The 23526-nt window shown below is 49.1% G+C and carries 25 protein-coding genes; 13 read left to right on the top strand and 12 right to left on the bottom strand.

Features of this window, described 5'->3' with window-relative positions:
- The first annotated feature begins 5 nt into the window (after positions 1–5).
- A complete protein-coding gene (locus tag GTPT_RS03075) occupies positions 6–914 on the top strand; it encodes a sugar glycosyltransferase (RefSeq protein ID WP_029991682.1) in 909 nt (302 codons plus the stop codon).
- A 154-nt stretch (positions 915–1068) separates the two neighbouring features.
- Positions 1069–2070 carry an O-antigen ligase family protein gene (locus GTPT_RS03070; RefSeq protein ID WP_241964932.1) on the top strand — a complete coding sequence of 334 codons (1002 nt, stop codon included), beginning with the start codon at positions 1069–1071 and terminating at the stop codon, positions 2068–2070.
- An 8-nt stretch (positions 2071–2078) separates the two neighbouring features.
- On the opposite strand, the gene GTPT_RS03065 is transcribed toward GTPT_RS03070, so the two are convergent.
- Entirely contained in the window at positions 2079–3050 is a 972-nt protein-coding gene (locus GTPT_RS03065; protein ID WP_029991680.1) for a polysaccharide deacetylase family protein, read from the bottom strand.
- A 149-nt stretch (positions 3051–3199) separates the two neighbouring features.
- Here GTPT_RS03065 and GTPT_RS03060 point away from each other — a divergent pair, with 149 nt between their 5' ends.
- Positions 3200–4306, top strand: a complete 1107-nt coding sequence (locus GTPT_RS03060) for a glycosyltransferase (RefSeq protein WP_029991679.1) — start codon at positions 3200–3202, stop codon at positions 4304–4306.
- A gap of 30 nt (positions 4307–4336) precedes the next feature.
- On the opposite strand, the gene GTPT_RS03055 is transcribed toward GTPT_RS03060, so the two are convergent.
- The gene (locus tag GTPT_RS03055) at positions 4337–5446 is read right to left on the bottom strand and encodes a glycosyltransferase family 9 protein (protein WP_029991677.1); all 1110 of its coding nucleotides are present in this window, start codon (positions 5444–5446) and stop codon (positions 4337–4339) included.
- 548 nt (positions 5447–5994) lie between these two features.
- On the opposite strand from GTPT_RS03055, the gene rfaQ reads away from it, so the two are divergent.
- The 5 genes from rfaQ to coaD all read left to right on the top strand — a co-directional run bounded on the left by rfaQ (position 5995) and on the right by coaD (position 10859).
- Complete coding sequence (gene rfaQ / locus GTPT_RS03050; protein ID WP_029991676.1) at positions 5995–7068, top strand: putative lipopolysaccharide heptosyltransferase III; 1074 nt, start codon at positions 5995–5997, stop codon at positions 7066–7068.
- The gene (locus tag GTPT_RS03045; RefSeq protein ID WP_029991675.1) at positions 7065–8192 is read left to right on the top strand and encodes a glycosyltransferase family 4 protein; all 1128 of its coding nucleotides are present in this window, start codon (positions 7065–7067) and stop codon (positions 8190–8192) included. Before rfaQ ends, GTPT_RS03045 begins: the two co-directional genes overlap by 4 nt.
- A gap of 131 nt (positions 8193–8323) precedes the next feature.
- Positions 8324–9601, top strand: a complete 1278-nt coding sequence (gene waaA, locus GTPT_RS03040; RefSeq protein ID WP_025902417.1) for a lipid IV(A) 3-deoxy-D-manno-octulosonic acid transferase — start codon at positions 8324–8326, stop codon at positions 9599–9601.
- Positions 9601–10365 (top strand): glycosyltransferase family 2 protein, encoded by a 765-nt coding sequence (locus GTPT_RS03035; RefSeq protein ID WP_029991674.1) that lies wholly within the window; start codon positions 9601–9603, stop codon positions 10363–10365. Before waaA ends, GTPT_RS03035 begins: the two co-directional genes overlap by 1 nt.
- Positions 10366–10376: 11 nt before the next feature.
- A complete protein-coding gene (gene coaD / locus GTPT_RS03030) occupies positions 10377–10859 on the top strand; it encodes a pantetheine-phosphate adenylyltransferase (protein ID WP_025902418.1) in 483 nt (160 codons plus the stop codon).
- Here coaD and mutM read toward each other — a convergent pair.
- From mutM to radC, 4 genes are all read right to left on the bottom strand, one after another.
- Entirely contained in the window at positions 10856–11665 is an 810-nt protein-coding gene (mutM, locus tag GTPT_RS03025; RefSeq protein ID WP_025902419.1) for a bifunctional DNA-formamidopyrimidine glycosylase/DNA-(apurinic or apyrimidinic site) lyase, read from the bottom strand. The two genes, coaD and mutM, sit on opposite strands and share 4 nt — an antisense overlap.
- Before the next feature lie 80 nt (positions 11666–11745).
- Positions 11746–11913: a 50S ribosomal protein L33 gene (rpmG, locus tag GTPT_RS03020; protein ID WP_002436700.1), complete on the bottom strand. Its 168-nt coding sequence runs from the start codon at positions 11911–11913 to the stop codon at positions 11746–11748.
- 11 nt (positions 11914–11924) lie between these two features.
- Positions 11925–12161 (bottom strand): 50S ribosomal protein L28, encoded by a 237-nt coding sequence (rpmB, locus tag GTPT_RS03015; RefSeq protein WP_025902420.1) that lies wholly within the window; start codon positions 12159–12161, stop codon positions 11925–11927.
- Positions 12162–12419: 258 nt separating this feature from the next.
- Positions 12420–13076, bottom strand: a complete 657-nt coding sequence (gene radC / locus GTPT_RS03010) for a RadC family protein (protein WP_025902421.1) — start codon at positions 13074–13076, stop codon at positions 12420–12422.
- A gap of 246 nt (positions 13077–13322) precedes the next feature.
- Here radC and coaBC point away from each other — a divergent pair, with 246 nt between their 5' ends.
- From coaBC to slmA, 3 genes are all read left to right on the top strand, one after another.
- Positions 13323–14543: a bifunctional phosphopantothenoylcysteine decarboxylase/phosphopantothenate--cysteine ligase CoaBC gene (coaBC, locus tag GTPT_RS03005; protein ID WP_029991673.1), complete on the top strand. Its 1221-nt coding sequence runs from the start codon at positions 13323–13325 to the stop codon at positions 14541–14543.
- Positions 14521–14979: a dUTP diphosphatase gene (gene dut, locus GTPT_RS03000; protein WP_025902423.1), complete on the top strand. Its 459-nt coding sequence runs from the start codon at positions 14521–14523 to the stop codon at positions 14977–14979. Before coaBC ends, dut begins: the two co-directional genes overlap by 23 nt.
- 182 nt (positions 14980–15161) lie before the next feature.
- Positions 15162–15758 carry a nucleoid occlusion factor SlmA gene (slmA, locus tag GTPT_RS02995; RefSeq protein WP_025902424.1) on the top strand — a complete coding sequence of 199 codons (597 nt, stop codon included), beginning with the start codon at positions 15162–15164 and terminating at the stop codon, positions 15756–15758.
- Between the two features lie 37 nt (positions 15759–15795).
- On the opposite strand, the gene pyrE is transcribed toward slmA, so the two are convergent.
- From pyrE to GTPT_RS02970, 5 genes are all read right to left on the bottom strand, one after another.
- A complete protein-coding gene (gene pyrE, locus GTPT_RS02990) occupies positions 15796–16437 on the bottom strand; it encodes an orotate phosphoribosyltransferase (RefSeq protein ID WP_025902425.1) in 642 nt (213 codons plus the stop codon).
- Positions 16438–16481: 44 nt separating this feature from the next.
- Positions 16482–17198: a ribonuclease PH gene (gene rph, locus GTPT_RS02985; RefSeq protein WP_025902426.1), complete on the bottom strand. Its 717-nt coding sequence runs from the start codon at positions 17196–17198 to the stop codon at positions 16482–16484.
- Between the two features lie 73 nt (positions 17199–17271).
- Entirely contained in the window at positions 17272–18411 is a 1140-nt protein-coding gene (locus GTPT_RS02980) for an ABC transporter permease (protein ID WP_025902427.1), read from the bottom strand.
- Positions 18392–19312, bottom strand: coding sequence for an ABC transporter ATP-binding protein (locus GTPT_RS02975; protein ID WP_025902428.1), 921 nt, complete (start codon positions 19310–19312; stop codon positions 18392–18394). Before GTPT_RS02975 ends, GTPT_RS02980 begins: the two co-directional genes overlap by 20 nt.
- Complete coding sequence (locus GTPT_RS02970) at positions 19305–20270, bottom strand: HlyD family secretion protein (protein WP_025902429.1); 966 nt, start codon at positions 20268–20270, stop codon at positions 19305–19307. Before GTPT_RS02970 ends, GTPT_RS02975 begins: the two co-directional genes overlap by 8 nt.
- Before the next feature lie 544 nt (positions 20271–20814).
- Between GTPT_RS02970 and GTPT_RS02965 the strand changes: the two genes are divergently transcribed.
- Positions 20815–22002: a NupC/NupG family nucleoside CNT transporter gene (locus GTPT_RS02965; RefSeq protein ID WP_025902430.1), complete on the top strand. Its 1188-nt coding sequence runs from the start codon at positions 20815–20817 to the stop codon at positions 22000–22002.
- Between the two features lie 48 nt (positions 22003–22050).
- Here GTPT_RS02965 and GTPT_RS02960 read toward each other — a convergent pair whose 3' ends face one another.
- Positions 22051–22509 carry a DUF3574 domain-containing protein gene (locus GTPT_RS02960; RefSeq protein ID WP_025902431.1) on the bottom strand — a complete coding sequence of 153 codons (459 nt, stop codon included), beginning with the start codon at positions 22507–22509 and terminating at the stop codon, positions 22051–22053.
- Between the two features lie 144 nt (positions 22510–22653).
- Between GTPT_RS02960 and GTPT_RS02955 the strand changes: the two genes are divergently transcribed.
- Positions 22654–23517 carry a YicC/YloC family endoribonuclease gene (locus GTPT_RS02955; RefSeq protein ID WP_025902432.1) on the top strand — a complete coding sequence of 288 codons (864 nt, stop codon included), beginning with the start codon at positions 22654–22656 and terminating at the stop codon, positions 23515–23517.
- Positions 23518–23526: the final 9 nt, after the last annotated feature.

Here is a 23526-nt window from a genome sequence, read left to right as displayed (position 1 = left end):
AAAAGATGGGCTCTTTCTATAAGCAGCTATACCGTTATTCTCACCCAAGATCCCTCCGGCATAATGAAACGCTTTGGCCTTTTGTTAAAATACGCCGGGCCGGCACCGGGGAGATCATCTCGGTTTCCTACAAGCAGCAGCAGATTCCGGTTACCGGACTGTCTGAGTTCGCCTCCCGGTATCAGGGTGAAATACTGCTTTCTGCGACAGGGCCATCGGTAAACTCACTCAATTTTGACCTGTTCCCCTCCATTCCGGCAATGGGGGTTAACGGGGCGTATCATCTGAATAAAAAAGTTAATTTCTGTTTTTACATCATTGTCGATATGGGTTTCTTTAACGACAGACCGCAGATAGTACAGAATATCATTGCAGATCCAGCCATAAAGTTGTTCACCACGGTGCACGGAATCATTAATATAGTTGATAACTTCGGGCGCGAACAAATAAAGTGTACATTAATCCCGATAGAAGATATCAGTTACAAGATTTACGAACCTTTTGTCCCTATAAAGAATATCAGACATACCCTGCGGCCACCGCCAGGGATCCTTTATAGTAATGAGAGAGAAGATATTGCATTCAATAGCGACATAAGACACGGAATTGCAGATGCCGCCACTGTCGTTTACTGGGGATTACAGATATTATTTTTCTGTGGCTTTGAAAAGATATATATTATCGGTCTGGATATGAATAACTTCAACCGACCCAGATTTTATGAAGATAGTCAGGATAAACTTCCGACACTACTGGATGACTTCCTGGAAAGTACGATAATCCCCTCCTTTAAACTTGCCAGTGAAATATTAAGAAAAAATGGAGTGAAAGTCATCAATTTATCGCCTCAGAGTGCAATACCTGATTCTATTTTTAGGAAGGAAAATGGGAATGATTTCTTTCTCAGACAGTAAAAGGATGTTCATACCTTATGCTTTTATTTTTACCGGATTCTTATTTTTCAACACCATCTTTAATGGTTCAACAAAAACCAATAACCTTTTACATCTGTCAATTCTGCTTTTTATTTTCCATTTAATCGTAAACAAGAAGCCTTTCTATGCTTTGATGACTAACTCTGTTCTCATCCGGGGACTACTGATTGTCGCTGTTTTTTTATTTTACTTTTCACTAAGTAACCTCTGGTCGGAAAATCCGGGTAATATCACGGCGACCCTGACTCATAGCCTCTATATCTTATTCTATATTACCATGACAGCGGTGATCCTCAGTTCACCGGACAGGAAGGTGACCCTGGGACTGATTATCCTGGGGTTTTCAGCTGTATTTACCTGGCTGCTGGTATCAAATTTTCAGGTAGTCCTTAACCGTGGCCCGGTAACCAACCATAATCCGACAGCGGAAAACGTGATAGATCTTTCCGGACTGGCCTGCATTGCATTAATATTATCAATATCACTTTATCAGGAAACAAAAAATAAATTACTGTTTCCCTGCATGATGCTGTTCATTTTTTTTATCCTGCTGACTCAAAGCAGGGGCCCTTTTCTTTCATTAATTATCGCGATCTTTATCGGTAAGGGGTTGCCGGGACTGACCCGCAAGAATATTACTATTTCATTAGCAATAATTATTTCATCAGCAATTTTTATTGAAACTACCACGCTGGTCACTTTGATTCAGTTACGGGCAGAGGAGGCATATACGCAATCTTTCTTACGCTTCAGTATCTGGAAGCACAGTCTTGAGCTTTTTTCCCACCACTACATCATCGGTAACGGATTCGGTTATCAGCTGAACTTCATTAATTATTCCGGAGAGCATATACATACCACTCACAGCCTGTATATCGGAGCACTGCTCAAAGGCGGTATTATCGGAGGCGGATTACTGCTTTCTCTGCTGGTTTACCCCCTGAATATTGCGTTGAAAAATTCTAAACACGGGGATCACTGTGGTGCAATACTCATGATTTTCAGCATGCTTTTTTATACGACGCAGGGAATGTTTATCATCGGAAATCCGCAGGAGTTTTGGTATCTGTTCTGGTTCCCGATCGGTTATGCTTTATCGTCTTCGCCTGATAAGTCCGTTATCGGGCGAAGATAACCCGGAAACTAAGAGTTTTTCGCCCTCTGCGTCCTGTCGATATAATACTCAAACAGTGTCATCCCGCTGGTCTGCGGCTGCAGCCAGGCAAACAGTTGTTCGAGGTTTTCATACAGGGTTTCGATATCCGCCGCTGTCTTAAACGTCGGGCTACCGCCAGGCATAAATTCAGAGGAATGCAGCATAAATTCTACATAATCACTGCCCGATGCCAGATTACGCTCAACCACCCGTTTCATAGCACTGAGATTATCTCTGGAAGGCCGCAACCAATAAACAGCCGGAGAACGCCGTCGGCCCCGGAGCTTATCAATTCCCTGTTTAATACGCCGGACCCCCGGAGAATACTTATAGTCCGTACTCATCGGTATTTCTAACAATGTTCCCGGGCCTGCTTTGGAAATATCCTGAGGATCAATAAAATAGGCTTCACGCGGAAATCCGGTGTAATTTGTCCCGCCATTGCCCTGAGGGGCTCCGGCAGTAAACTGCCAATTCACACGCGGCGTCACGGAACAGTCAACACAGTAACCCAGTCGGGTCAGGACGGCCGCATAACGCTCGTCAAATGCCCAGCGTCCGGCCCGATGACTTTTCATCGGAACCCCGAAAGACTCTTCAAGTAACTCTGTCATGAAGCGGACTTTGGCCTCCAGAATATCATCCGGATATTCGATCATATAAGGCTGCCATTTCCAGTCATCATCGGTCAGCGGATATTCCGGAGGGCTGTTCCAGGCATGCAAATGCATCCCTACTTCCCCCTGATTTCTTGCAATGACATCACTGGCAAATTCCACATACGCCGGGTCTTTCGCCATCTCATAGTTCGTAAGCCAGGTAGGTTTGAACTGGTATTTCTCACAGAGTTGCTGAAAACGGGAGAGGAAGCGGGTGTTTTCCGTGGCTATTATCCGATGATTTTGCCACAGATTATCACCTTCGGTATCGATGGTGATGAGAAAAGCAGGTCTGCTCATGAATTATCTCTGATGTTTACCAGGCAGTTTTTCTGGTATTTTTGCATACGCTCACAGGAGATTCCGGCCGGTTTTTCGTCACTGAACGGGAGAAAGATCCTCTTTATCCGTTTTCGATAACCGCACGTTCCCACAGAAGGATATAAACAATGTCACAACATCATATCATAATGATTATTGATGGTCTGCCAGGCGGCGGTGCTGAAAAAGTGGTTTTAACGCTGGCGCAGGGGTTTATTACACAAGGACACCGGGTCTCACTGATTTCTCTGCGCGATGTTTGTAATTACACATTACCCGATGGACTGGATTACCGGGTGGTTGAAGATACCTCGAAAGTCCCCTGGCGCAAACTGACAGAGCTGTCCCGTCGTGCCCGCCAGCTTGATGACACATTCAGTAAACTCACGGCCGAACGGGGCCCCGCAGATCTGATTCTGTCCCATCTGCATAAAACAGACCGAATTGTCCGACGCAGCCGAAAGATTGCTGCCAGTAAAACCTGGTTCTGCCTGCATGGCGTCTTTTCATCGTCTTATCTCGGGCACCGTACCGGGGCCTCGCGCTGGCTGAAAGCCAGGAAAATACACCGTGTATATCACCACAGAAAGATTATTGGCGTCTCCCGCTATGTGACAGACGATCTTTGTCGGCAGTTCTCTGTCGTTCCGGCAGAGCAAACCGTTATCTTTAATCCCTTTGACTTCGCCGCTATCAAAAACGCTGCGGTTGAGCCTGTACCTTATCCGCCCAAAAGTTATCTGCTACATATCGGGCGTTTCCATGCCGTAAAACGTCACGATCGTCTGTTACGGGCCTATGCACTGAGCGGCCTGACCTGCCCTTTGGTATTACTCGGCGAAGGCAGTGAAGAGAGTAAAAGAAAGCTTCAGGTACTGGCCGGGGAACTCCGTATTACTGACAAGGTGATATTCCGGGGATTCGACAGTAATCCGTATCGATGGATAAAAAATGCCAGGATGCTTGTCCTGAGTTCAGACAGCGAAGGTTTTGGTAATGTATTAGCAGAGGCACTGATCTGCGGTACTCAGGTAGTCAGTACGCGCTGTGCAGGCGGACCGGCAGAAATATTAACCGGTCCGTTAGCGGCCGGACTTTCGGATCTGACACCGGAATCACTGGCAGAGAAAATCAAATTTATCGACAGCCATCCCATCCCCCTGAGTGACACATCATTGTCTGTGTATCAACTCGACTCTGTTTGTCGTCAATATATCGCACTGATTAATCAGTAAGCCCCCTGTCCTGATAAGGGGGCCTGATTATTACGGCTGAGGAAGTGACAGGGATATCTTCATTTCTGACAGTCCGGCGAATACCGTCGCAACAGAAATCGCCTTCAGCGGCACGTCGTTATCTGTGACCCGTGGGTCAGTGGCAGGCAGATAAATACAACGATGTAAATGGCGGTCCTGATAGGGGCCACTGTTTTCAGGTGATTCCGTCACAAACAGGCTCAATGTCGGTACTTTCAGGGCGATAGCCAAATGCAGAGGCCCGGTATCACCGGTTACCAGCATGTCCATTGAGGAGATAACCCCCAGTAGTTCAGGTAAGGTTGTTTTTCCGACAAAACTGGTCACAGACTCCCTGACTGACGGTGAACAAGATCCCATCACTTGCCGGGCCAGATCAGCCTCCGCGGGCGACCCGATAAGAACGATCTCACTCCCCGGGAACTCACGTAAAATATTTCCGGCCAGTTCTGCAAAATACGCGGGTGGCCAGCACCGGATGCGTGTAGAGGCTCCCAGCTGAAAGCCGACCCGGAAGACTGACGATGATTTTGGCTGCGGAATATAAGCACAAGGCGGAGCCATATCGACATCAGAGATATCGCATCCCAGAGCCGATACCAGCTGCATTTTTCGTCCGATAATATGCCCTTCACATTGATCCACGCCATAAACCAGCCAGCGTGATAGTTCCCCGATATCTTTACCGTAATTGTCACGCACCAGATAACGGCAACCCACCATCGCTGCGCTGAGAATGTCGTAAGGAATATGTGAATGCAGCATGATGGCCAGCTCAGGAGAGAACGCTTTAGCCTCGCGAATCACCCTCGCCAGGGTGCCTATCTTATTGTTCCAGAACACTACATCATCATAGAATTCCCGCTCTTTCAGCAATTGCGCATATTTAGGGTGAGCGACCAGGGTGATTCTGGCATCAGGATAACGCCGGCGGATTGCCCTTAATGCGGGTGTATTAAACATGTAATCGCCAAGGGCGGTTGTTGAATACACCAGAATTGAACGGAACTCCCTGCAGGAAAGTTGTGCAGCCTTCTCTTCTGAGCTTGCGGTATTACGATGGAAAAGACTTAACCAGGCGTTCACCAGCCTGATTTTATTTTTCTTTGTTTCTCTCATTTTGACTGGCTCATCCCTGACAATCAAATATCACTATAAAAAACCCATATAAATCAAAAGAAAATTCTAATCTTTTGAAAACACGGGACCCGAAGGAAATAGCGGAAAATTTCCCGTTGGGAAGCATGTGCCTCACATGATGGAATAAAGCTGAAAATAATACTACCCCTTCCCCGGCCGACAGATATCTTTCGTGCGATGATTTCCGGGAACATTAAGCACTCCATCTGAATAACGGAGCGGTAACTCTTCTTATCCATGCGTACATGATGCTAACACTGACAGAATCTGCCGATAAAGCGTTATGATTCATCAGCGGTAACAGGATTTTTCCCGCAACATTCCCCTGCTGTCATATTTATTTGATACAGTGTCGTTTATCAAAAATTATTCGTTATTCTGTGGATGATCTTATCCTGCGCCTGAGGTGAGTTTTGGCGAACTAATGGCGGGATAATGGGTCGAATGCTGCGACATGCAGAGATTCGACCCGGGTTATCAGGCAAAGGCCCTCAATGGGATTTTTTAATTTAAGAAAAGCGACAGGTATGAGTCATACGCCGGCACCATCCCCTCCACCTAAAAGTATACTGATTATTAAATTTCGCCATCATGGTGATATGTTATTGACGACTCCGGTGATCAGAACTCTCAATGCCAATTATCCCGGGGCCAGGATCGATGTTCTTCTGTACAAAGAAACAGAGGCTATGCTGATCAATAACCCGCTTATCAATCAGTGTTTTTCCATCGACAGGGCCTGGAAAAAGCTGGGGCCATTGCGTCATATCTCCCGGGAATGGCGTTTATTACGTACACTCAGAGCACAGCATTATGACTTAGTCATTAATCTGGCTGACCAATGGCGTAGTGCATTGATTACTCGCTTTACCGGGGCTAAACAACGTTTAGGATTTGATTATCCTAAACGGAAGGGTGCAATGTGGCGATTCTGCCACTCGCAATTGGTCCCGGTCTCCGGGCACGCTACGATGCATACGGTTGAACAAAATCTTTCCCTGTTGGATCCTCTTGCGCTGCCGGATATCCGCAGTGAAGTTACCATGAGCTATCTGCCAGCCGATGCAGATACCATACGTCAATTGCTGAAACAGAGGCTGATTACCGGCCGGTACATTGTGGTACACCCGTCATCCCGATGGTTTTTTAAATGCTGGACGGACGAAAAAATGGCGGCACTGATCACACAACTGGCCGCTGACGGCTATTCGATTGTCCTGACATCCGGCCCCGATCAGGCAGAAACTGAGATGGCAGGCAACATACAGTCACTCAGCCACGGTGAGCATATTGTTTCTCTGGCAGGAAAAATGACTCTCCCCCAATTAGCCGCGTTAATCGATCAGGCCGAACTCTTTATCGGTGTCGACTCTGTGCCGATGCATATGGCCGCCGCCCTGAATACGCCTTATGTCGCTTTGTTTGGCCCCTCCAAGCTGACATTCTGGCACCCCTGGGAAGGAAAAGGGGAAACGATTTGGGCCGGAAATTTTGGTGCGTTACCTGACCCGGATAACATTCAAACCAACACGACTAAACGCTATCTGGATTTAATTCCGGTTGAAACAGTGCTCACTGCAGCACGGGATCTACTGAAATGAAAAAAATACGTCTGGCCATCGTCCGTCAGAAATATCGCCCGGATGGCGGTGCCGAACGGTTTATCTCCAGGGCCCTTGAAGCATTAAATCATAAAGAGATGGAGCTCAACGTCATTACCCGCCAGTGGCAGGGAGATGCAGATCCTGACTGGAAAATTCATCTGTGTGACCCCATAAAATGGGGACGCATCAGCCGGGAACGAGGGTTCGCCAGTGCCGCCAGGAAGCTCTGGCAAAAACAGGCATTCGATATTGTTCAAAGCCATGAACGTATTGCCGGTTGCGATATTTACCGTGCCGGCGATGGCGTACATCGCCGCTGGTTACTGCAGCGTTCACGTATCCTGTCGGGTTGGAAACAGCGCCAGTTAATGGGCGACCGCTACCACCGGTACGTCATGCAGGCGGAACATGAAATGTACACCTCACCACATCTCAAAGCAGTCATCTGTAATGCCGCGATGGTGAAGCAGGAAATCATTGAAGACTTTGCGGTCCCGCCAGAAAAAATCCATGTCATTTATAACGCTATCGATCATCAGAAATTCCGGCCGGCAGATGAAGAAACACGTCAACAACTACGCCAGCAACACAATATTCCGTTACAGGCGCATTGTCTGATTTTTGTCGGTTCCGGCTTCGAAAGAAAGGGACTTAAAGCAGCCATTGAAGCCATTTCTGCCACCGGGAGTCATTTACTGGTAGTGGGCAGAGATAAAATGGAGCAACGCTATCGCCAGCTTGCACGTTCGCTGGGATGTGAGCAGCGGGTGCATTTTGCAGGTATGCAACCTCAGACATTACCTTTTTACCAGCTGGCCGACGGATTACTTCTGCCTACACTCTACGATCCGTTTCCGAACGTGATATTGGAAGCTATGGCTTGCGGATTACCGGTGATCACCAGTACCCACTGTGGCGGTTCTGAATTTATACAATCAGGACATAATGGTTTTGTCACCGATGCCCTGGATATTCCCGGGATGACTAAGGCTATCGGGCAACTTCCCCTACAGGCTTTGCACTCGGACATGGGACGACATGCGCGGGAAACGATACTCCCTTATACGCCTGAACATTTATCAGAACAGTTATTTCGTCTTTATGAGACTTTATTATCATGATAACTGACTTTTCCGGGTCTGCATGGCCCGGAAAACAGAGATTATTCCATCTTATTCAGCATCGGCGTTAAATGCCTATTCACTGACATTTATGCTACCATACCTGTAACATCCCAAGCCGAATTCATATAATGTTGTTGCGTTTATACCAGACAATTCTTTATCTGATTCAACCCTTTATATGGGTTAAATTACTTATTCGTAGCCGAAAAGCACCTGCCTACCGTAAACGCTGGGCAGAACGCTATGGGTTTTGCGAAGGCAAAGTCAGGCCGGAAGGTATCGTTCTGCATTCCGTGTCTGTCGGAGAGACCCTGGCTGCCGTACCGCTGGTCAGAGCACTGCGTCATCGTTATCCCTCGCTTCCGATTACGGTGACCACCATGACCCCTACCGGCTCAGAGCGTGCCCAGTCGGCTTTTGGGAAAGATGTCGGTCATGTCTATCTTCCCTACGATTTACCCGGAGCAACGCACCGTTTTCTGAATACCGCCAAACCACGGCTGATGATTATCATGGAAACCGAGCTCTGGCCGGGACTCATTCATATATTGCACCAACGGAACATCCCGCTGGTTATCGCGAATGCGCGATTATCTGAACGTTCGTTCCGCGGTTATCAGAAGCTGGGGCGTTTTATGCAACGCCTGCTGGGTAGTATTACGCTTATTGCTGCCCAGAATGCTGAGGATGGTGAACGATTTGTTGCGCTGGGCCTGAAACGCAGTCACCTGGCCGTGACCGGCAGCCTGAAATTTGATATTTCAGTCACGCCGGAACTGGCTGCCAGGGCCGTCACCTTACGTCGTCAATGGGCTCCGCGTCGGCCGGTCTGGATAGCCACCAGCACCCACGAAGGTGAGGAAAGTATTATTCTGGATAGCCATCAGCGTCTGCTCCGGCAGTACCCGGATTTGCTACTGATCCTCGTGCCCCGTCACCCTGAACGTTTTCCGGAGGCTGTTTCCCTGACGCAAAAAGCCGGTCTCAGCTATATCACCCGTAGCAGTGGTGAAATACCGTCGGCCGGCACCCGGGTTGTGATAGGCGATACGATGGGTGAGCTTATGTTGCTATACGGTATTGCCGATCTGGCTTTTGTCGGCGGCAGTCTGGTCGAGCGTGGCGGTCATAACCCCCTTGAACCTGCGGCGCATGCTATTCCGGTCATCATGGGTCCTTATATCTGGAATTTTAAGGATATCTGCAGCAAGCTGCAGGATGCTCAGGGTATGCTGACAGTAACGGATACCGACTCTCTGACCAGTGAAGTCAGTAAATTATTACAGGATGATGATTACCGCCGCTACCTTGGCCACCATGCTGTTGACGTTTTACGCAGGAATCAGGGGGCCTTGCAACGCTTAGTGGATCTCCTTGAACCTCACCTTCCGCCACGGACACACTGATGAATACTCGCCAGCGCCTTTCTGTCGTGATGATCACAAAAAATGAAGCAGAGCTGATCCCGGAATGCCTGGCCTCTGTGGACTGGGCCGATGAAATCGTTGTACTGGACTCCGGAAGCACCGATCAGACCTGTGAAATTGCCCGTCAGGCGGGGGCCAAAGTATTCCGGAACACTCAGTGGCCCGGCTTCGGACCCCAACGTCAGCAGGCCCAGCAATACGCCAGCGGCGATATGATCCTGATGATTGATGCGGATGAACGGGTGACGCCTGAACTACGTCAGTCGATTGAAACGCTCTTGTCACAACCGCCACAGGCACACCAGGTTTACAGCATTGCACGCAGTAACTGGTTCCTTGGACGTTATATGCGACACAGTGGCTGGTACCCGGACAGGGTTACTCGTCTTTACCCTGCCAGCTTTACCTATAATTCCCATCTGGTGCATGAATCTCTCGAACATCCGGGTGCAGCGGTCATCAGGCTTTCAGGCGATCTGCAGCATTTAACCTGCCGCGACCTGCATCATTTTCAACAGAAGCAATTAGCCTATGCGAATGCCTGGGCACAGCAACGTGCCCGACAGGGCCGCCGCTGCGGACTCTTTTCTGTCTACAGCCATTCCGTGGCGGCATGGCTGAAAACAGCCATTCTGCGGGCTGGTTTTTTGGATGGCCGTCAGGGGTGGATACTTGCGCTGGTGAATGCGCAATATACGTTTAATAAATATGCCATACTCTGGGCATTAACCCGGACGAAGTGACGGAGACCGCGATGACTACCCGAGCGATTTATCCCGGAACCTTTGATCCCCTGACGCTGGGACATCTGGATATCATTACCCGGGCCTCCCGACTCTTTGACCACGTCATTCTGGCGATTGCGTATAACAGCACGAAACAACCCATGTTTACGCTGGAAGAACGGGTGACGCTGGCACAACAGGCAACCTGTCATCTGTCCAATGTCGAGGTGACAGGCTTCAGTGAGCTGATGGCGGATTTCGCGAGAAAACAGCAGGCAAATGTCCTGATCCGGGGCGTACGTTCCGTCTCTGACTTTGACTACGAACGTCAGCTGGCCCTGATGAATAATCACTTATTACCCGGCCTGGAAAGTATCTTCCTGATCCCCGCCGAAGCCTATGCTTTTATCTCTTCGTCTCTGGTAAAAGAGGTGGCCCGCCATCATGGGGATATCTCCGGATTTGTCACTCCGGAAACCTGTCAGGCGCTATTGAGTAAGCTGAACGACTAACGCTGGCATTCAGGGCACCAGTACGTGCTGCGCTGTGCGTGCCGGCCGCTGAGGATCAGGCTGCCGCACTGACGGCAGGGTTCTCCGGCCCGGCCATAAACCTGCAGCTCCTGTGCAAAGTAGCCAGGCTTTCCGTCGGTCTGTAAGAAATCACGTAATGTGGTGCCGCCCTGCTCAATAGACCGCTGCAGAACCTGCTTAATACAATTCACCAACGTCGCGGCTTCGCTATCAGTTAACTCGCAGGCCAGTCTGTCCGGCAGGATACCTGCAGCAAATAAAGATTCACTGGCATAGATATTTCCTACTCCCACGACCAGCTTATTATCCATCAGCCAGGGCTTGATAGCGATGCGCTTACGCCGTGACTTCTCCTGTAACCCGCTGGCGGTGAAGGCCTCGCTTAATGGCTCCGGCCCCAGGTGTGAGAGTACCCTGCTGGTCGAGAGATCACGCTCCCATAGCCAGGCACCAAATCGTCGGGGGTCGGTGTAACGCAGAATTTTGCCGTTACTCATGACCAGGTCCACATGATCGTGCTTTCCGGGCGGTAACTCTTCCGGCAAAACCCGCAGACTACCGGACATGCCCAGATGAATAATGATCCAGCCTTCCGGTAACTCCAGTAGCAAATATTTCGCACGGCGCTGCACGCTCAGTACCGGCTGATCACTGAGTGACAGGATTTCAGGGGAGACGGGCCAGCGCAGTCTGGAATTCCGTACCACAGCATGAAGTACGGTCGCGCCAGTGAGATGAGGTTCAATCCCCCGGCGACTGGTCTCTACTTCAGGTAGTTCAGGCATCGATACTCCTTACACACGATAATTGCAGGCCCGGAAAACAAAAAACCCGGCCGGAGCCGGGTTTTTTCAGAATACCAAAATTATTTAATTTTAGCTTCTTTGTAGACAACGTGCTGACGGACAACTGGATCGAACTTTTTCAGTTCCAGTTTTTCCGGCTTAGTACGCTTGTTCTTCGTAGTGGTATAGAAGTGACCTGTACCAGCAGAAGAAACCAGCTTGATCTTCTCACGAATACCTTTAGCCATGATTTAGTTCCTTAGTACTTCTCACCGCGGGTACGGATGTCTGCTAATACAGAATCAATGCCCTTTTTATCAATAATACGCATACCTTTAGCAGATACACGCAGGGTAACAAAACGCTTTTCGCTCTCAACCCAGAAACGGTGTGAGTGCAGGTTAGGCAGGAAACGGCGTTTCGTCGCGTTCAGTGCGTGGGAACGGTTGTTTCCGCTCACCGGGCGCTTGCCAGTTACTTGGCAGACTCGTGACATGTCATATCTCCAAAAATCAAATCAGCTCGAGCTTTGTACTTAGGTTCTGGCCGCCTCGTCAGGCTTTTAACCCATCCAGGCGAGTTCAATGCGAACCCGCTGAGCAGGCCTAAACGCCAAACCCGAGATTCTCAAAGGTGGCGTAGTATACGCTCTGCGGGGCAAACGCTCAAGTCCCGAACAGATAAAGATCTCTTCGGATCGGCGAAAAACTACTGTTTTTCGCCTGTACCCCGCAATGAATGCGCGCTTTTTATACTAAAGCAAGCCCTGTTCCGCAAAAGAGACATATTGCCCTTTGCCGATCACCAGATGGTCTAAAAGCCTTATGTTCAGTAACCTGCAGACCTGATGAATACGTTGAGTCACGTCTTTATCGGCCTGACTAGGTTCGGCTATTCCGGAGGGGTGATTATGGGCCAGTATTAATGCCGCTGCATTAATTTTCAACGCTTCACGGGCAATTTCCCGTGGATGCACCTCTACACTGTTAAGTGAACCCGTGAACATTTTCTGGGCTGACAGGACCCGATGCTGATTATCCAGGAAGATCACCATAAAAATTTCACGTTCCTGGTGGGATAACTGACTGGCCAAATAATTCCAGGTCGCGCCCGGGTCTTCCAGCACTGACACGGTATGCAGTTGTGCCTGAAAAAAACGGCGGCTAAGTTCAGTCACCGCAAGCAACTGGGTCATTTTTGCCATGCCAATACCGTGTACCGCCAGGTAATTTTCTTTCCCTGCGCTCATGAGTGCATATAATGAACCGAATTGCTTCAGAATCGCCTCTGCCAGCGCCATCACCCCCATCCCTGTGACGCCTGTACGCAAAAATATCGCCAGCAGTTCTGTATCCGTTAACGCCTCTGCACCAAATCTGCTCAGCTTTTCTCTGGGTAGTAGTTCATCCATAGTCACCTCCTCTCCGTTCTCTGCACTGTATTGCACTGTCCCGCCGGATTCTATGGACACCGGCAGAAAGGCGGCACGGGATCACAGAGCGCTGATCGGGTATCGCGGAAAAACAGCACCGTATTGCTAACCGGACCGTAAGCCACATTCTGTACCCTTAACCGTTTTGCCGGACCGTGAATATGATAAAATGCCGTTGTCGTGGCCGGGCTTTACGGCAACGGGGACAAACATGAGGCGAAAATGATGGAATTAGTCGGTAAAAAGATCCTGCTGGGGATCAGCGGTGGTATCGCCGCCTATAAAACTCCGGAACTGGTACGCCGTTTGCGCGAACGGGGCGCCGACGTCAGAGTCATGATGACGGATGCCGCAAAGGAATTTATTACCCCCCTGAGTTTGCAGGCTGTCAGTGGTTACCCGGTGCTTGATCATCTGCTGGATCCAGCCGCCGAAGCGGCGATGGGACATATTGAACTGGCAAAATGGGCAGATCTCGTCATTATCGCGCCGGCTACTGCAGATATTATCGCCCGTATCGGTCAGGGAATGGCAAACGACCTGGTGACCACAGCCTGTCTGGCCACCGCTGCGCCTGTCGCGGTAGTACCGGCAATGAACCAGCAAATGTACCGTTCGTCAATTACTCAGGAAAATTTGCATCGCCTTGAGAAACACGGAATACATCTCTGGGGACCGGACAGCGGAAGCCAGGCTTGTGGTGATATCGGCCCGGGAAGAATGCTTGACCCGGATGAGATCGTTCGCCATGCTATTTGCCTTGCCGGTGCTGTCACAGATTTGCAACATCTGAACGTAATGATCACTGCAGGCCCGACACAGGAAGCCCTGGATCCTGTGCGCTATATTACGAACCACAGCTCAGGTAAAATGGGGTTTGCCATCGCAGATGCCGCTGCCCGACGTGGTGCCAGTGTTACGCTGGTTGCCGGACCGGTAGTATTACCCACCCCGCACGGCGTCAGACGTATCGACGTAACGACGGCGCTTGATATGCAAGCGGCCGTCATGACGGATATCCGTCAGCAGCATATCTTTATCAGCACTGCGGCTGTCGCTGATTATCGGGCGGCAACCATAGCCAGTGATAAAATAAAAAAACAAGAGCAAAGTGATGACTCACTGATGCTACAACTGGTTAAAAATCCGGACATTGTTGCCGGTGTCGCAGCACTGGAACAGTATCGCCCCTATGTGGTCGGATTTGCGGCGGAAACACGTAATGTGGAAGAATACGCCCGGCAGAAAAGAATACGAAAACAGCTGGATTTAGTTTGCGCCAATGATGTGTCTCTGACTGAACAAGGATTCAAAAGTGACCATAATGCGCTTCACCTTTTTTGGCAGGAGGGAGAGAAAGTACTACCCCTTAGTACGAAACAACTCCTTGGCCAGCAATTATTAGACGAGATAGTCCGCCTTTATGAAGAAAAAAATCGACATTAAAATCCTCGACCCGCGTGTCGGGAAAGAATTCCCGCTGCCGGCTTATGCCACCCCGGGATCTGCGGGTCTCGACTTACGGGCTTGTATCGATGCACCGTTAACCCTTCAGCCAGGTGACACCACCTTGTTACCGACCGGACTGGCTATCCACGTCGCTGACCCTCAGCTGGCCGCTGTGATCCTGCCACGTTCCGGGCTTGGGCATAAGCACGGTATCGTTCTGGGAAACCTGGTCGGGTTGATCGATTCTGACTACCAGGGGCAGCTCATGGTTTCCGTCTGGAATCGCGCTCAGGAGGCATTTACCATCCAGCCAGGGGATCGCATTGCACAGTTAGTCTTTGTCCCGGTCGTACAGGCTGAGTTCAACCTGGTTGAAGAATTCAATACCAGTGAACGCGGTGAAGGCGGCTTTGGTCACTCCGGTCGTCAGTAATTTATCAGCAGCAACTTCTGTACCTTTCATCTTCCGGTTCCCTGGCAACAGATAACATGAACCGGAACTTGTGTGCTCACAAAAAGTGGCCAGTAAAAAAAGCCACTCAACACGGCACCGGTACTCCGGAGTTAGTGAACCGGTACAGCGTTTTAAGGTGATTTTCAGGGGTCCTTTAACACATGGCAGAAAAAAAGAACGCGAAACGGAATCGTCGCGAAGAGATTTTGCAGGCACTGGCGCAGATGCTGGAGTCCGGGGATGGTAGTCAGCGTATAACAACCGCTAAGCTGGCTGCGAATGTAGGCGTCTCAGAGGCAGCTCTGTATCGCCACTTTCCAAGCAAGACAAAAATGTTTGACAGTCTTATCGAGTTTATCGAAGACAGTCTGATTACCCGCATCAATCTTATTCTGAATGATGAAAAAGAAACGCTGATGCGGTTAAAACTGATTATCCAGTTAATCCTGGGTTTCGGTGAGCGTAACCCCGGGCTGACACGCATTCTTACCGGACATGCGCTGATGTTTGAGCAAGACCGTCTGCAGGACAGAATTAATCAATTATTTGAACGTATTGAAGTACAGCTGCGTCTGGTCATGCGTGAGAAAAAACTGCGTGAGGGCGAAGGTTTCATGACAGATGAAACTCTGCTGGCCAGCCAGTTACTGGCATTTTGTGAAGGGTTACTTTCGCGGTTTGTCAGATCAGAGTTCCGCTTCCGTCCGACTGCTGAGTTCGAAAGCCGCTGGCCCTTACTGGCAATGCAGCTTCAATAATTCAGCGGGCTGCTTGCCCGCTAGATTATTAAAGACGTCAGATGCCGTATTGTTGCTGGTATGCACGTACGGCTGTCAGATGCTCTGCCATTTCCGGTTTCTCTTCCAGATAGCAGATGAGATCATTCAGGGAAATGATTGACGTCACCTGGCACTGATAATCACGCTCAACTTCCTGAATGGCAGAAATATCACCGCGGCCCCGTTCCTGGCGATCCAGTGAAATTAATACTCCGGCCAGGGTGGCTTTATGCGCCGCAATAATTTCCATCGATTCACGGATAGCCGTACCGGCCGTGATGACATCATCCACCAGCATGATCCTTCCCTGTAACGGGCTGCCGACTAATAAGCCGCCTTCACCATGATCTTTAGCTTCCTTCCGGTTAAAGCAGTAAGGAACATCGTGGTCATGATGATCGGCCAGCGCCACTGCTGTCGTCGTGGCAATCGGAATACCTTTATAGGCGGGTCCGAAAAGTAAATCGAAGCTGATCCCTGAGTCCGTGAGCGCCTGTGCATAAAAACGGCCCAGGCGGGCTAAATCCCGTCCGGTATTAAAGAGACCTGCATTAAAGAAGTAAGGGCTCTTACGTCCTGATTTCAGCGTAAATTCGCCAAACTTCAGAACCTGTTTATCCAGTGCAAATTCAATAAATTCACGTTGCCAGGGTTTCATTTTATTCCTCATATAAAAAAAGCGACCCGGGGGTCGCCTGTCTGTCAGATCGCTAACGCAGCCTTTTGTGCATCGATCAGGGTATCAATACCGCCACGCGCCAGGGCCAACAGGCTGAGCAATTCTTCGTGGCTGAACGGTTCGCCTTCTGCCGTCCCCTGCACTTCGATCATTCTGCCATCTTCCATCATGACAACATTCATATCGGTATCTGCTGCTGAGTCTTCTACATATTCGAGATCACAGACAGCTTCTCCCTCAACAATGCCGACAGAAATCGCAGCGACCATACCTTTCATCGGGTTGGCTTTCAGTTTCCCGGCAGCCACGAGGGCATTCAGTGCATCGGCCAATGCCACACAGGCACCGGTAATAGATGCAGTACGGGTGCCGCCGTCAGCCTGGATCACATCACAATCCAGAGTGATGGTATATTCACCCAGAGCCTGTAAATCCACAGCAGCACGCAAAGAACGTGCGATCAGACGCTGGATTTCAAGGGTTCTTCCCCCCTGTTTCCCTTTCGCGGCTTCCCTGGCCATACGACTATGGGTAGAACGCGGTAACATACCGTACTCTGCGGTTACCCATCCCTGGCCTTTTCCTTTCAGAAAACGCGGGACACTTTCTTCCACTGTGGCCGTACAAAGTACTTTGGTTTCCCCGAATTCCACCAGCACTGAACCTTCAGCATGTTTGGTGTAATGGCGGGTCAGGGTGACTGGACGCACCTGTTGTGCACTACGGCCTGCTGGACGCATGTTCTTTCTCCGACGGCTATTAACTGGCTGCGCATTATACGGATTTCACTGCCTTATGCCTATGCCGGAACGATCAGTCCAGCGTTTTACGGTAACTGATGGCGGCGATAAAGAGCGTGATCATCGCTAATGAAGCCAGAGCCAGTAGCTCTGGCATAAGTTCACTGGCGGTATATCCCTTCAGCATCACCCCTTTTATCAGGCGAATAAACCAGGTTAATGGCAGGCAGGCCCCAATCCACTGCGCCCACACCGGCATACTGATAAAGGGGCTGATAAATCCTGAGAGCATAACCGAGGGAATAAAATAAAATGAAGACAGCTGTAACGCCTGTAACTGATTTTTGGCAATACCGGAGATGGTGACCCCGATGGCCAGGCAGAGAAAGATAAAAATAATGAGTACGACAAACAGCAAAAAAACACTGCCGAGCATCGGTATCTTAAACAGAAAAAGTGCAGATAAGAGGATCATTACCGACTGAAAACCGCCGATAATGACATAGGGCGTGATTTTCCCCAGGATCACTTCCATTCCTGTCACCGGAGATATGAGCAGGCTCTCCATCCCGCCATTTTCCCTTTCCCGCGTCACAGCCAGTGCAGTCATTAAGATCAGTGTGGTACTGAGGACAGAACCGATAATCCCGGGAACCGTATTATATTGCGTGATCCCTTCAGGATTAAACATACGGTGTATGACCAGCTCAAACTCTCCAGCCCCCTCTTCTGCACGTAAGACTTCCGGCAGATCATTTCTGAACATAGTTTTCGTCGCACCGGTCAGGGCACTGAGAGCATTATTGATGGCCAGCGGATCAACGGCATCGCCCTGCACTAAAATCCGGGGCTTTTCTCCGCGCAGAACCTGACGGGTAAAGCCCTCAGGTATTGTCAGGATAAACATAATATCACCACGGACAAAGGCTTGCCGGGCCTCTTCAGGGGACGGGAAAAGATGAAAATTAAAATAGTCTGTATTTTGGGCGGAACTGACAAACACCTGGCTCAACGGCCCGGTATCATAATTCAGTAATGCCGACGGCAAACGGTGGGGATCCATATTAACGGCATACCCCAGGATAATCAGCTGGGCAAGCGGGGTCATAAACACCATCAGGATACTGATTCTGTCGCGTCTTAATTCATGTAACTCTTTGATGACGACAGCCAGCCAGCGGATAAAAGAAAACTTACTGTTTATTATTTGCATCAGATTTCATCAGGCATGAAAACGCATCTTCCAGTGAGGTCACCACCGGAGAAATCGTGTGTTGTTCAGAAACAAGAGCAGACAGGATCGTGACCAGGTGCTCTTTATCCCGCGAAGTCACGTTCAGGTAATTTCCGCGAATAATAGTGTGCTCAATACCGGGACAGGAACGTAACCGGGTTTCGAGTAAAGAGAGCCCCTGACCCGCTATCTGCAGGGTAGTCAGATTTTGCTGACGGATAATTGACTGCGCAGTACCACTGGCTAATAAATCGCCGTAGGCCAGGTATGCCAACCGGTGACACCGTTCGGCTTCATCCATGTAGTGGGTACTGACAAGAATGGAGATACCCTGTGCAGAAAGCTGGTGCAGTATCTGCCAGAAATCTCTGCGGGAGTGCGGGTCAACGCCGGCAGTGGGTTCATCCAGGAATAACACCTGTGGCTGATGTACCAGGCATGCAGCCAGAGCCATACGTTGTTTCCAGCCGCCGGAGAGCGTCTTTGCAGGCTGATGCTGCCGCGAGCTCAGGCCAAGTTCAGAAAGCACTCTATCCACAGATTGCGCTTTATGGCTGATATTATGAAGGCGAGCCATAAAAAGCAGATTTTCCCGGATCGTCAGGTTCCCCCACATGGAGAATTGCTGGCTCATATAGCCGATACATTTTTTTATTTCGTCACGCTGCCTGAAAATATCTTTGCCCAGGCAATAACCCGAGCCGGAGTCCGGAGTAATAAGCCCGCACATCATGCGTATAGAGGTTGTCTTACCACTGCCATTCGGACCAAGAAACCCATGGATCTCCCCTTTATGAATATGCAGTGAAAAATCCCTGACGGCATGATGGTCACCAAAGTATTTATTCAGACCAGTGACACCAATACAATATTCACTCATCCGGGATGATCTCCACACGGTAAGGCTGCCCGATATTAATCAATGCTGCTGCACTTTTTTCCGGCACGGCCTCCGCCATATACACCAGTTTTTCTCTGCGCTCAGTGCTGTAAATCACCGGAGGAGAGTATTCTGCTTCCGGGCTGATGTAGTTAATCCGGCCGGCATAGGATTGCTTACAGCCATCACACACCAACTGAACTTTCATTCCCGTATGTAACGCACCCAGCTCTTTTTCCGGAATAAAAAAGCGTACCCGAACGTTCTCAGGAGAAAGCAGACTAATGAGCGGTCTTCCGGCAATCACCCGCTCACCGGGCCGATAGAGGGTATCGAACACCAGAGCATCCTGCGGCGCAATAAGCGTACTTTGTTGCAGTTCCCAACGGGCTTTATCCCTTTGTAACCTGGCAGACTCAACCTGTAATTGCTGACTTTCAATCAGGGCATCCCGGGCGGGTAGTTTTCCGACATCCAGTCTGGATTTCAGCTCCTCTACCCGGGCACTTTTTTGCCGGTAACCGGCAGCAGACTTTTGCCATTCATCCGCCGAAATAACCCCGGTACGATAGAGCTTTTGTAGCCGCGTATACTGTTTTTTCGCTAACTCTTCTTCTGAGAGCGCACTTTCAAGCTGGGCCCGGATCACGGCCAGCTCAGCTGGCCTTTCACCGGAAATGAGATCCGTCAGCCGCGCCTTCTCTGCCAGATATTCCTTTTCGCTGATTTCCAGTGTATTACGCGTTGTAAAAGCTTCCATCGTTAATAATGTCTGGCCTTTACGGACCTTATCGCCCTTTTTTACCCATAGCTGATCAATCCTTTCGTTAGCGGAGTAGGAAAGATAAATAAATTCACCGTATGAGTATCCCGGATATGTTGGTGGCGACTGAACGCGGCATGCTGTCAAACTCATCATCAGAATAAAAAACGCAACTTCCCTGTACTTCAGTAGCATATTATCAACTCCCTGAATATTTCTCTGTCAGGTTCAGAAGGGTAATAATTAATACACCGGAGATTATTATTGATAAATAAAATTTCAGTATATGTAAATAAAAAGCAACTTATTAAAAGTAAATGCACCATAAACACTCAAAGATTAAAAATCAACTATAAAAAACAGAATAAAAAAACAAAAGAAACGGATTATTCCATGATTTCCCACAAAGTCCTATTTAATGATTAATTTCGCAAGGAGAAATAGAGTAATAAAATTATCTTTGAAATAAAATTCTTCCCGGATATAGAACAGAAATTAAAAAAATCTCATAAAAGCGAAGAACGATACTTTTCCTTCCGGAAGATATGCGACTGATCAGATACCAGAAAAATGAATACCTTCTCCAGGTTACCACCGAAATCTGCGGGCAAAAAGTGTACAGCCGGTTCTCTGTAACAGAAAGCCGGGCCAGAAAATATGATTTCAAACATTACGTGAAATGTGTTGCGAGTTGTGGCTAAATACCTGCTTCTTTTCCAGTCAGGCGGATAGCATTGATATGCTTTATATACTCCATTTTTTGTTGGCCATTGTTGTCATTTTTTCTCTGGCACTTCTATTCAGTCACGATCGTAAAAAAATCCGGCCGCGGATAATACTGCAGCTAATGGTTATTGAAGGCGCACTATCCTATTTTCTGCTTCACTCATCCGGCGGAACGATATTAGTTTCTGGTATTTCTGATTTTTTTGAAACTATTCTCAGGTTTGCGGCACAGGGAACCGATTTTGTCTTTGGCGATATGGCGAATCAGGGATTGGCCTTTGTATTCCTCGGGGTACTCTGCCCTATCGTCTTTATCTCAGCACTGATTGGTATCCTTCAACACTGGCGGATCCTGCCACTGTTTATCCGGGTTATCGGCACCGCATTATCCAAAGTCAACGGTATGGGTAAGCTGGAGTCCTTCAATGCTGTCAGTACCCTGATTTTTGGGCAGTCTGAGAATTTTATTGCTTACAAAGGTATCCTGGGAGACCTGTCACCACGCCGTATGTACACCATGGCAGCAACAGCGATGTCGACCGTATCGCTGTCGATTGTAGGCGCTTATATGACAATGATCGATGCCAGATATGTGGTCGCTGCTTTAATACTGAACATGTTCAGTGCCTTTATCGTGCTATCCATTATTAACCCCCTGAGTAATGATGAGGATCAGCAACCTGTCGCTCTGGAAAAATTGCACGAAGAACAGACTTTCTTCGAAATGCTGGGTGAGTATATTCTGGCTGGCTTCAAAGTCGCCATGATCATCACCGCGATGCTCATCGGTTTTATTGCTTTGATTTCTGCGGTGAATGCTATCTGCAGTAGCCTGTTTGGCTATAGCTTTCAGCAACTGCTGGGTTATGTGTTTTATCCGTTCGCGTGGCTGATTGGTATTCCGGCCAGTGATGCATTGCATGCAGGAAGCATTATGGCAACCAAGCTGGTCTCAAGTGAGTTTGTTGCGATGATCGACCTGAAAAAGATTGCTGCTGATTTCACTCCCCGCGGGCTGGGTATTTTATCTGTCTTCCTGGTGTCATTTTCTAACTTCGCGTCGATCGGTATCGTTGCAGGTACAATTAAAGGTCTGGATGAGAAGCAAGGGAACGTTGTATCACGCTTCGGCTGGAAACTGGTCTACGGGTCAACGCTGGTCAGTCTGCTTTCAGCGGCATTTGCCGGGCTGTTTTTATAAAACGGGTTGCAGAAACCACGGGCGGAGAGAACCTCTCCGCCCCGGAAATCAGAAATCAACGCAGACGTTATTATCAACACGCATGACGGATTCCTGTTCAAATCTCTGTTTGTAGATTTGACGCAATTGTTCAATTTTCTGATCATTCTCTTTATCAGCAGAATGGATCAGCATCAGAGCTTTACTGTTCTCTCTTGCCAGACGTCCATCGTCCCCCAGCCATTGCCCTTTCGCATTATAGACAGAGAGACCGTCTTTAAAGCGTGGCGTGACATCATGATCGATAAATGCCTGCCAGGCTTTTTCCGTAATATTACTCCCGTGAGGACGGCTGAGACCAAACCATAAGGTCGTCTGGACCTGCACGGTACCATGAGCACATGTATTTTTGACCACGGCCGGTGCTACTGTCGGGGGTAATGGTGCCGGATGAGGCACATTGTGAGCTTGCTGACACCCTGCCAGTAATGCAGCCATCGCCAGACTGTAAATCATCTGTTTTTTCATTATTTTCTTCCTGTAAGTAAACTCCGCCAACATAGTAAAGCCTTTTATGAAAAACCGATATGCTGATTGTTACGGGTTACCTCTGGGCACCCTGTTCCGCGATCGTTATAATCGACTATCACTTCATCAATATGAGTACCCGATATGATCCGCAGTATGACCGCCTACGCACGCAGTGAAATCAAAGGTGACTGGGGCAGTGCCACCTGGGAACTACGCTCGGTAAACCAGCGCTATCTGGAAACTTATATGCGTCTCCCGGAGCAATTTCGCAGCCTGGAACCAATGATCCGTGAACGTATACGTCATCGTCTGACTCGCGGAAAAATCGAATGTGCCCTGCGCTTTGATGCCAGCCAGAGTGCACAGTCTGAGCTGATGCTAAATGAAGGCCTGGCCCGACAGCTTATTCAGTCAGCTAACTGGGTTAAGCTGCAGACGGATGAAGGCAGTATCAATCCGCTGGATATTTTACGCTGGCCGGGAGTGATGGCAGCTGCAGAGCAGGATCTGGATGCTATCAATAAGCAGCTGATGGCAGCGCTGGAAGTGGCCCTGGATGATTTCATTACTGCCCGTGAGGCCGAAGGTAAAGCATTACAGACGATGATTGAACAGCGTCTGGAAGGCGTTTCTCAGCAGGTCATTAATGTCCGCGCCCGCATGCCTGAAGTACTGAAATGGCAGCGCGAACGGCTGACCACTAAACTGGAAGAGGCCGATGTTCAGCTGGAAAATAACCGGCTGGAGCAGGAACTGGTGATGATGGCACAACGTATTGATGTGGCAGAAGAGCTGGACCGTCTTGAAGCCCACGTGAAAGAAACTTACAACATTCTGAAGAAAAAAGAAGCTGTGGGTCGTCGTCTGGACTTTATGATGCAGGAGTTTAACAGGGAGTCGAATACACTGGCATCGAAATCGATCAATGCCGATATCACTGCCTCAGCCATTGAGCTAAAGGTACTGATTGAGCAAATGCGCGAGCAGATTCAGAATATAGAGTAACGTTGCATA

It is taken from the genome of Tatumella ptyseos ATCC 33301, from assembly GCF_000735525.1.
Classification (GTDB): Bacteria; Pseudomonadota; Gammaproteobacteria; order Enterobacterales; family Enterobacteriaceae; genus Tatumella; species Tatumella ptyseos.
This window is presented reverse-complemented; position numbering and strand designations above follow the sequence as displayed.